The sequence below is a fragment of the Streptomyces sp. NPDC001880 genome, from assembly GCF_053594575.1.
The window spans coordinates 1-10,082 of the sequence record NZ_JBSFET010000144.1 but is presented as its reverse complement, the minus strand read 5'-3'; the positions used below and the strand labels follow the sequence as shown (position 1 = coordinate 10,082).

General features: G+C 67.7%; 6 protein-coding genes and 2 pseudogenes. 3 read left to right on the top strand and 5 right to left on the bottom strand.

Features of this window, described 5'->3' with window-relative positions:
• A partial coding sequence (locus ACWCQ6_RS34105; protein ID WP_451095925.1) for an IS3 family transposase occupies window positions 1-161 on the top strand: 161 nt, incomplete at its 5' end.
• Window positions 162-185: 24 nt separating this feature from the next.
• On the opposite strand, the pseudogene ACWCQ6_RS34100 reads toward ACWCQ6_RS34105, so the two are convergent.
• Window positions 186-392 (bottom strand): annotated as a pseudogene (locus ACWCQ6_RS34100) (helicase associated domain-containing protein); the annotation flags it as partial.
• A 711-nt stretch (window positions 393-1,103) separates the two neighbouring features.
• On the opposite strand from ACWCQ6_RS34100, the gene ACWCQ6_RS34095 reads away from it, so the two are divergent.
• Window positions 1,104-1,337: a hypothetical protein gene (locus ACWCQ6_RS34095; RefSeq protein WP_451095923.1), complete on the top strand. Its 234-nt coding sequence runs from the start codon at window positions 1,104-1,106 to the stop codon at window positions 1,335-1,337.
• Between the two features lie 297 nt (window positions 1,338-1,634).
• Here the strand turns inward: ACWCQ6_RS34095 and ACWCQ6_RS34090 are convergent, their stop codons facing one another.
• Window positions 1,635-4,556 (bottom strand): NACHT domain-containing protein, encoded by a 2,922-nt coding sequence (locus tag ACWCQ6_RS34090; protein ID WP_451095921.1) that lies wholly within the window; start codon window positions 4,554-4,556, stop codon window positions 1,635-1,637.
• A 122-nt stretch (window positions 4,557-4,678) separates the two neighbouring features.
• Here ACWCQ6_RS34090 and ACWCQ6_RS34085 point away from each other — a divergent pair, with 122 nt between their 5' ends.
• Complete coding sequence (locus tag ACWCQ6_RS34085; protein ID WP_451095919.1) at window positions 4,679-4,888, top strand: hypothetical protein; 210 nt, start codon at window positions 4,679-4,681, stop codon at window positions 4,886-4,888.
• Between the two features lie 211 nt (window positions 4,889-5,099).
• On the opposite strand, the pseudogene ACWCQ6_RS34080 reads toward ACWCQ6_RS34085, so the two are convergent.
• From ACWCQ6_RS34080 to ACWCQ6_RS34070, 3 genes and pseudogenes are all read right to left on the bottom strand, one after another.
• Window positions 5,100-5,309, bottom strand: a pseudogene (locus tag ACWCQ6_RS34080) (hypothetical protein); the annotation flags it as partial.
• A 119-nt stretch (window positions 5,310-5,428) separates the two neighbouring features.
• Window positions 5,429-5,896, bottom strand: a complete 468-nt coding sequence (locus ACWCQ6_RS34075; RefSeq protein ID WP_451095917.1) for a hypothetical protein — start codon at window positions 5,894-5,896, stop codon at window positions 5,429-5,431.
• Between the two features lie 1,089 nt (window positions 5,897-6,985).
• Complete coding sequence (locus ACWCQ6_RS34070; protein WP_451095915.1) at window positions 6,986-9,622, bottom strand: Helicase associated domain protein; 2,637 nt, start codon at window positions 9,620-9,622, stop codon at window positions 6,986-6,988.
• Window positions 9,623-10,082 lie beyond the last annotated feature (460 nt).

The window sequence follows — 10,082 nt, the reverse complement described above, 5'->3', positions numbered from 1 at the left end:
CCTGGAGGACACTTTCCCAAGTCGAACTCGCGACGGCCGAGTGGGTCGACTGGTACTGCCACCGCCGACTCCACGGTGAAATAGGGCACATCCCACCCGTCGAATACGAGACCAACTACTACCTCACCACCGCGAAACCCCAGGCCAAAACCACAATCTGAGATCTCTACCGAACCCGGGGCGGTTCAGTCCTGCTGGTCCTGGGTGAGTTTGTCTCGTCTCGTTTTGGTGTTCGAGACCCATACCCCGAGCTTCACGATCACCGGTTCCGTCTCGCCGTTGACCGCGATTTCTTCGCTGTGGCCGCGTGGCACGGGCCGGTGGGCGCCTTCCCGCGCGACCCACTGCGTGAGGGCCTGCACGCCGCGGTGGAAGGCCTGCTGCGCCTTGCTCAACGCTTCCTTCCGCGAGAACGCGGTGCACTGGGTGCCGACGGTGCCCGATACCCAGCACAGTCCCATCGGCCACCCCCCAGTCAGCGTGGGTGTACCTGTCAACACGCTGCTGAGCAGGTCCTTGCCGATGAGAAGTGGGCCGACACCCTCACCGATGCCGACCGGCGGGCCCTGTGCTGTTCTGGACCCACGTCAATCCGTTCAGCCGCCTCGACTCTGGAGCACCACGCCGACCACGGCGGCGCCCGACCCGGCCCCGGCTCCGGCCGCCGACCCAGCGGCGACGTCGCCGGCGGCCCCGGTCGACGACGACCAGGCGGTGGGGCTACGCGACGCCGCCGAACACCACCTGCCTTACACCCTCGCCGCGCTGCGCTACGCCCGCGTGTGCCAGGGAGCGGGGGGCCGCCGGTGAGAGTGCGGTCGCAGCTTCGACAACGCCCCGCCCTCAGATCCAGGGTCCGGTAGGCCGATTGTCCTGATCCGCCAGCTTGGCCCTGGGATGATCAGGCCGTTACTGGACAGCAGCGAAAGGTGAGGGGGAGCGCGGTGTGGGACTACTCGGAACTCAGCGCGGAGGCACGCAAGCTAGGAGGCCCTGATGCCCTACGGGCGGCCTACGTCCAGCTCGGGCGGCGGCTAGGCCAGCGGCGAGCCTTCATTCTCGGTGCCCTTGCCGTCGGCGTGCCGGTGGCTGGGTGGAAGGTCTTGAAGGACTACCGCGACCGCCGTGCCGTCGCCGCTTCCCAGGCCACGGTCGTGACCTCCGAGGCCGCGCCCGCGACGGAGGAGGCCGTAGTCGCCGAGGCGGAGGCTGTACTCACGGCCGTCGAGGTCGCGCCGGTGGTCGATGAGCCGGAGCCGGAGCCCGCCGCCGAGTCCTCACCCTCGGCCACCGCAGCCCAGTCCACCCCAACGGCTGGCGGATACTTCAGCGCGTAGGAGCGCGAACGCCCCAGCGCTGACTGCCGGGAAGGGCCACGCTAGGACTCCTCGGTCCTCCCTCGCGCAGTGCACCGGCCACCCGACCGGGGCCTCCCGGTACGGGCGCAGCTTCGGCAGCAGCTCGGTGAGCAGGGGAGGACGCTAGTAGCCTCGCCTACTCCTCTTCGTCGACCCCCTTTCTCAAGTTGCGGAAGGGGTCCGGAACGCCAGGGCGTTCGCTCCGACCACGGGATCGTCGGCACTGGCGGCTGCCCGCTGCGTGGTGGCGTAGTGGCGTTCGGCGGCGGCTGACGGTCACGTCTGGATGGGCCGTGGACGGGGGAAGAGCGTGAATCGTTCCGGAGCGAACCCCTCCAGACCGGTGAGCGAGATGCGATCGGCGTTGTAGAGGCGGATCTCCACGTTCATAAGGGACTGGAGAGGGGCTAGATCGTAGGCAACGTCTGCGAGAGCGTTGATCCATAGCTGCTCAAGATTCGGAAACTGGTCCGGGATCAGGTCGAGGCGGATGTCGGACCGAGACACAGAGAGCACGAGACGATTGACGGTGGCCATGAGGGGGGCGTTGGCGAAGTCGGCGTCGGTGACCTGAAGGCTGGTCAGCTGAGGCAGCTCGGCGAGCTCGGCCCATTCCACTGCGTCCATGACATGGTTGACGACAACGTCTTCGAGCATGGCCCACTGGGCGATGCCGGTGATGGAGGCCTCTATCTGGCCGCCGAGCCAAAGCCTTGTGAGAGTTGGCGAGGCGGGCAGGGTATGCAGCGTTCTCCACGGCAGGACGGTATAGAGCAGCAGTTCACGCAGCTGTGGGAGATTGTTGAGCGCCTGGAAGGAGAAACCCTCAGGCAGGTCCAGCAGGTTCAGCTCCTGCAGGGGCAGTCCGGCGAGATGGTGTAGGCCGTCGACGGGTGTCGAGGGGCCAAGAGCCAACGAGCGCAGCGCGGCCAGAGACCGAACGAACGACAGACTGTGCAGAGAGGGCTCCTCCATGGGCCGGAGGGATAGGGATGTGGTGTGTTCCGGGGAAAGATGCTCGAGGATCTCTGACGGGGTGAGTGCCAGCTCGAACGAGATGAGTTCGATCGGTGTCAGCAGCGGGAGAGCGTCAAACTGCGCACGAGTCCGGACGGTGACATGCAGGCGATCCCGGACAAGGCGGAGGATGTCGCGGGCGTAATCGGCTGCCTCAAAGTTGGTCCAGCCCAGCATCAGTTCGTGGCGCGGCACCGAGGGGGCGACAGTCGGGACGAAATGTTGCAGGTACGCATAAGCTTGGTCGCCGCCCATGGCTGCGGCAGTGCGGAACACGGCAATGATCTCGTCTTCGGGCAGTCCGTCGGCGGTGGGTGGCAGTAGATCCAGAATGCCGGGACCCAGCGCGGACAGGGTGTTTGCTTCCTGGATAGTGCGGGGCGGCATCAGGGCTGCGGCGCGCGCCGTGACCTTATGGCGCGTGTCAGGGGCGACTTCGGTGGCGTAGTGCATGCTGGCGGCCGCCAGGAGGTGCAGCCTGGGCCGGTGCTCGTTCTCAGCATCACCGCGTTCAATGAGGCGGCGTAGCAGATCTGCGCTTTCAACAGGCCTGGCGTGGGCAACGGCCATGCGTATTACGTCCTCCCACTGGTCGTCATGGGCATTGTTGACCAGCAGCGGAAAGTCGTGGGCCTCGATGGCGGCTTTTGCCCCGAGATAGTCCTGGAAGGTGCGGTGGACGAAGTCGATGGTGTCCATGGTGGGCTTGCGCAGCAGCCCGCTGCGGCCGACCAGATGCGTCAGGACCTGGTCGGCAGTGCCCTGCTCGGCCACAGTCGGCATAGCTGGCAGAGCGTCGTCGACCAGGGCCATCGCGGTGGCCCGGTCCATCTCGGTCTGGCGGTTGCGGATGAGCCAGTAGGCCAGACGCTGCAGTAGCTGGATGCTCTGGTGCTCGGTGAGCTGAATGCCTTCCGGGACATCGATGCTGCGCTCAAGGTCACGGCGCACGAGCAGCATCGACAGCGCTGCCTCGTACAACTCCATGCGGCTGTGGGGCAGGTGACCGCGGCGGTCCCGGTGCAGCGCGCAGATCAACGCGCACATCAGGGGTGTGCTGGACAACTGCGCCAGGTCACGCTGAGCACGCACTGTCACCTGGAGCGCTGCTTCGAGATCATGCAGCTGTGATCGTTCGGCGTCGGTTGCTGCACTGTGCCGGGCGGCGGTATGCCACCGGCCGACGAAGAGTCCAATGTCAGCGGCACTCATAGGCCGTACTGACAGTTCGGTGAAGCGCGACGAAGCCAGCCAGCCTTCGGGTACAGCGGACGGACGCGTGGTGACCACGAAGCGTGCGTCCTCGTAGGCCGCCAAGAGCCGCTCGAGCCAGTCCCGGGTGGCGCCTCGGTGCTCTTGAGGAACCTCGTCGATTCCGTCGACCAGGACGAGTGCTTCCCCCCGGGCGAGTACGGCATCGGCCCAGCCTTCAGGTTGTGAGGCGGCCAGGGGGGTGCCGACCGCAGAGAGGAAATCCTGCGGCTCTGGAAGGGGCCCACGCCTCACCAGCGTCCGCAGCGGCAGGGTGAACGGAATCTGCCCCCTCCAGTCCGCCAGTTCTGCCGGCAGCTCATCGCGCGCCGTGGCGACAGCCAGCCACTGCAGCAGCGTTGTCTTTCCGCTGCCGGCGAGCCCTCGCAGAAGCACGCGTCGGCAGTCGGCCAACGCGTGTTCGGCACGCTTCACCACGACGGATGGCCGGTTCGATTCCTCACTGCCTGCAGGCCAATCTTCCGCCCGCTCCGCCAGTTCCAAGCTCAAGTACGCCGCGTCCAGCGGCCAGCGCGCACGTTCCGGCCGGCTCAGGTCCAGCCCTACGACGGTCAGCTGGGAATGCCGTTCCGTCACGTAGCTGAGGTACCGCTCCTCGAAGGAGGGCTGCACTCTGGGCCCCACCGGCCTGCGGGTGACTCTCCTTGGAGAGCCCTGGTACACCTGCGGTACTCGGGCAGCGGCTTCGCGAAGGGCCAGCAATGGCTCCACACCCGTGCCCATCGCCTTCGCCAGGGCCATCAGCGTGGCCTCGGAGGGCACCACTTGGCCGTTCAGCGCCTGGCTGATCGTTGTCCGCCCCAGCCTGGTCCGCTGCTGCAGCCCGCCCATCTGCAGACCCCGCTGCGCCCTGAGGGTGCGCAGCCGCAGCGCGAGCTCTGCCAACGGATCCTCGTGCACGTCCCCCATGTCCTGCTTCTCCGTCTCTCGGACGACCGTCTTCGTTCATCTTTGTTCGCCCTGAACCCCGGTGAACACCAGAACCGCGAAATTCGCCGAAGTCGCATCGTCAATCGACCGGAGAGAAGGCAATGAACACCTCCCCCGACCACCTGATGATCCTGGCCCTGCTCCTGGCGGTCGTCGCGCTCTTCTGCACTCTCGTGGGAGCGGCGACCGGCCTGCTTGCTCGCATCGACGGAGCCACCTACGCCAGCGCCCTGCTACGGGGCGCCGTGGCCTTCGCGGGCAGTGCCACCCTCTCTCTGGCACTGCTGACCTTCGTTCTGGCAGCACTGTGAACGACAGATGCGTTGCCGTACTTCGAAGCTGTACGTGGCGTCCGGTACGGCCGCGCCGTCGGTCGTGGATGCTCGGTCAGGGCCAGGGCACCGACTGCAGGGTCTCTGTTTATCTAGGGTCGCCCAGGCTGTGGGGCACCTAGGTTACGCGCTCCTATTCAGCCTTGGCGTGGGTTGGGGTGTGTGGGTGGTTCTGGGCTGGGGTGTTGCAGGTCGTCGCCGACCACCACAGGCCCGGACCCCACCTGCGCCCCGGCACGACCGGGAACGCCGACACCGGATCCAGCCCCTCGAAAGCCACCGCCACAGCCGCGTCCGCCCACCGCTGCTGCACCACCTGCCCCACCGGATCGAGGAAGACGGCTTCGAACCCCGCCCCGACCGCAATGTCCCGCTGCCCAGCCCTCTCAGGACCGCCCATCACACCCATGCCACTTACCCACCCCACCGGTGCCCCCACCGCGCCGCACACGTTTTACGGGTTCTGATCACAGACCGCCGCCCCATGCGCTAGAAGCAGCGACCGGACCACCCCCGGCTCTACTCGTCGTCCGCACCCCGATACGTCCCGAGGACTTCTACCGCCTCCTCCTCGGACAGCCGCGCCCACCGGGCCACCTCGTCCACCCTCACCCCGGCGTTCACCCCGGCCACCATGACCCGCAGCAGCACCTGGTCGAGCAGATCCGTGCCACGACTCAAGCCCTCCAGCATGGACCGGGCCACCTCCGCGGTGGTGCCGACCTGCGCACCGCGCAACTGCTGCAGCTGCTCCTCGGCCTCCCCGAGGAGATTGGTGATCAAAAAGCGCTGCTCGGCGGGCACCACGGCCCGCCAGTTCGTCCCCGAGCCGGGCATCTTCTTCTCCCTGGCCAAGACCCGCAGCCCTGCGGCCATCGTCGACGGCTGGTACTCCTGCCGCACCCACCACACGTTCTCCTCGAACCGCGCATACAGACCCGGCCGCCCTTCGGGATGACGGCGCAGGCGGACAACCGCCCCCTCCACGCGACCAGAGGACCCCCGTAGTCGACCGCGATCAACGGCCCCAACCAAGGCCGTCCCACCCGCCCGCCGAGACGACGGCAGAACGCCCCGTCCGCCCCCAGCGGCCACGGCCGTTCACCCCCGCTGTCCACCCACACAAGCTGCGCCATGACCGGATCCAGCAGCGCATCCGCGACCGCCACCACCTCCGGGAAGATCACCGCATCCCGCCCCACCACCCGCCACCACTCCAGGTCATCCCCGGCGTCACCGCCCGCGACCAGGTGCAGGCGCCGTGGCCAGATCTCCTCCCGCTCCCACCCGTACGCCCCCTCCCACCACCGCGCCACCACCGCATAAGCCAGCGCGAACACCTCCCCAGACCCCACACCGGCCCGCACCGCACGACGCGCCACACCAGCCCACCGCCGCTGCGCCGCGGCTACTTCCGGAAGACCCCGCAGATCGAGGTACTCGTGAGGCTGGTCGGCGTCCGCGTCCAGCAGCCACCGCCTGTGCCGGACACACACCCGCTCCCACCGCGGTGCGTACCGCACCACCCGCACCTGCGCCCCCGTACGCCGGGCCGTACACAGACGGCACCCGAACGCGACCGGCCCCACCACCGCACCCCCGGCACGCCACACCGCCAACGGCTCCCCGCCCTCCCCGGCGGGGAACTTGGCATCCTCCCCTCCCCAGGACGGCAACGCCCGCCCCAGAACCTCCTGCCCGACCCCGCACAACCGGGCCAGAACCTCCCGCCCAGCCGCGTTCAGCACCACCTCGCCATCCGCCCGCTCACCCCCACCCTCATGCCGGGGCCGCGAACCACGCCACCGCCAGCACGACCACAGAGCCTTCGCCTCCATCCCGTAGCAGGCCGCGACACGGCCGATCAGCGACGACGTCATCTCCCCGGCAAGAGGAGCAACACGAAAGACCCCAGGCACCACACCGCCGACACGGACAACCCCGCCACCATCAGACACCCGCACCCCTCCAGCTGTTACCCAGGCACCCAGACTGGCCCGAGCGGCATCAGGACGTCCGGCGAAACAGCGAAGAACAGCCCCGCCCGGTCAAAGGACGGTTCCTGCACACCCACCCCTACCAGCGCATCCCGAGCGCATCCAGGTCGGCTCGGCGTTGTTCGGTGAGCCTGTCGGCACGCTTCCGTACGTTGTCGAGCCAGGTGCCCAGCCGTACGGTCACAGGCTCCTCAGCGCCGTTCTGGCGTCCCACCGCGGCACCTCCTTCCAGGCGCTCGATGTGCTTCCTCGGCACCCGAAGATGCCCCTCCCGGGCATGGAACTGCCGCGCGGCGCGGAGGTTCACCGCCCACATATCGTCCTGCGTCCGCCGCACCGGCTGTTCTGCTTCTTCGGCGGGTTCGATCCCGAGGACGTTGTCCAGCAACCACTGCTGCGCGGGCAGGAGCTGTTCCCACCCGTGCCGCTGCGCCGTGACCCAGCGTCCGAGGTCCTCGCCCTGCACGATCACTTTGCCGGCCGCCACCGGCAAGACCCCGCCGTCCTCGAGGAGGCTCTGGATGAGCCGGAAGCACCGCTGCCATCCCGTGTCCCATACCGGGCACCATCCCGGGTCGATGTCCTCCAGCGCCGTGCGCCGCGCCTCGGTCAGCGCACCCGCACTGCTCTCGACAGCCAGGCCGGCCTGCCGCCGCTGCACGATCTGATCCGCGGCCCGGGCGGCGAAGCGCTGGTTCTTGGCCCAGGTCCCGACCGGATACCCGTCCCAGACCGCAGTCGTGGGCGGCAACAGATGCCCGTGCACGGTGGCCCAGGCGCGGGCGGCTGTGAGGCCTTCCTCGAACGCGACATCCTGGTGCGACCAGACCATCCCCAGCCCGACCAGCTGTTCCACCCGCCCCGCATCCAGGCGTCCGGCCTTGTGGGATTTGCGCTGGTCGGCGAGCCAGGTCCCCAGCGGGAACCCGGCCGGCACCCAGGTATCGGGGGTGATGTAGTCGTACGGCACCCGCAGCTCCCGCGCCCCGGTTTCCTTCACGTACCGCACGCATGCCTGGATTCCGCGCCGCCAGAACGTGTTCTCCGGCTCGATGACCCGCAGCTTCACGAACTGCGCCAGCAGTGCCGGGTCACGGGGTGTGCTGAACTTCAGCAGCCCCCGAGCCGGCGCACTCGGCCCTCGCTCGCCCTCCGGCTCTTCCCGCTCAGCTTCCGCCTCGCCTTCACCGACTCCTTCCGGGTGCCAACTCCCGCTCCGGATACGGGGATCGGCGAGGTGTTCGATCGTTTCGGTGTCGTGTGCTCGCAGTGCCCCGAGGACCTTCGCGAGGGTTCCGTAGGCGTCCGAGGTCAGCATTTCGTCCGGTGTTTCACCCGGAGCGAGGAATACCGGAACAATCAGAGAAGCGATCTTCCCTTGACCGGGCTTGATTCTCAGGGCACGTCCGACCATTTGCACGATATCGATCATCGACCCCCGCGCATCGCAAAATGCGACGGAATCACAATTCGCGGTATCGACACCCTCACCCAGTACCTTCACTGAGCTCAGCACCCGCAACGCCGCCGGCACCAGACCCCGCCCACCAACACCACCCTCCACCAGCTGCGCCTGGTCATGGTCCTCGATGACGTCGGAGGCGAACTCCTCCAGGACGGCGCGTCGGTGGGCGGGTGGGTGTTCGCCATACAGCCAGTCCGCCCATACCCGCTCCGGTTCCGGGTAGCGCCTGGGGTTGTCTTCCCAGAGCTTCCGGGCTGCGTCGACGATGCCTGTGGCCATGGCTTCGGCTTCGCTGACCCGGCTGTGGAACGTCAGGACCTTGCGCAGGTTCTCCTGGGCGGCCGCGCTTACGAGCCCGGTCTGCAGTGCCGCGAGCCGCGCTCCGCGTGCAGCGTCCGACCCGAGCCCGGCCTCTTGGCGCAGCTGATGGAACTCGGGATCGGAAATATCGACGCACACCACCTGATATGGCGCCACCAACCCTCGGCTCACCGCCTGTGAGAGCGTCAGTTTGTACGCCACCGGCCCGAATACCCGCGACCCCGGATCCATGCTCGCGATCAACCGCGGCTCCCCGCTCTCACCACTCCGGGCGTGCTCGGGTGCTTCCCAGATCCGGGCCGTGGCAGTCATGTACAACCGCCGGGTCGCAGGCATCTTCGCCTGGTCGTGCACCGCAGCCCACGGCTTCCCGGCGTACCCGCTCGTCCGGTGCGCCTCGTCGAGGACCATCAGGTCAAACGCACCAAGTCCGACAGCATGGGCACGCTGGAGAATGCCAAGACCGACAGCGGCGTACGTGGCGAACACCGTCACCCGCTCCAGCCCCCTTACCCAGGCCACGAGTTCGCCAGGGTCGGTCGTGCACGGCACACCGTCGGAGTCGTCGGCCCGGAGCGAGCACACCCCGACCATCGCCCCCGCACGGCCGCCCTCCCGCCACGCAGCCGCGGTCTGGGTCAGCAGGTCCAGTGTCGGGACCAGGACCAGGACATGCCGCGCGCCGAGTTTCTCGGCGGCCGCGACGGCGATCAGGGTCTTCCCGGAGCCGGTCGCAGCGATCACCTGGGTCCGCAGCCCCTCAGCCGGCAGGTGTCCGCTCGCAGGCGTCTGCAAGACCCTCAGAACCGCGTCCACCGCCTCCACCTGATGCGGAAACAACTCCTTCAGTGTCACCAGAACTTTCCTCTCCTCAACCGCTTCAGATATATTTCCAAGCCAGAAAAGACCCGGATCCATGTGCAGCAACATGCATTTTTCAGAGACAACCAAGACACAGACAACCGACCCCAGGGACAGCGGCAGGGCGTCGGTTCCCTTAATCTAGCTGGCTATAAAGAATGACGCACGCTGACCTCAGAAGGGTTTCGAACCGCCAGTCTGTCATCTGCGCAGAGCTGTCCCTGCCAGCCCTGAACCCTCCTGACAGGGACTCAAGGGAGCAGAGAACAGGTAGGAAGCCCCGGCCTTCACGACCCGTCACCACACACCCCAGCAAGACCACCCCAACCCGTAGCCAGCCAAGGGCCGTGCTCCGCACGGCCCGCCGCCCGGATCGCGGAGCGATCCGGGCCTCAGTCAACGAAGTTGACTGCCCGGGCCACGGAGTGGACCGGCGACCCCGGACGAAGTCCGGGAACAACGCACGGAGTGCGTTGTCATCTTCCGCCGCGTAGCGGCGGCGCGTCGTGTCTGCGGAGCAGACCGCGCG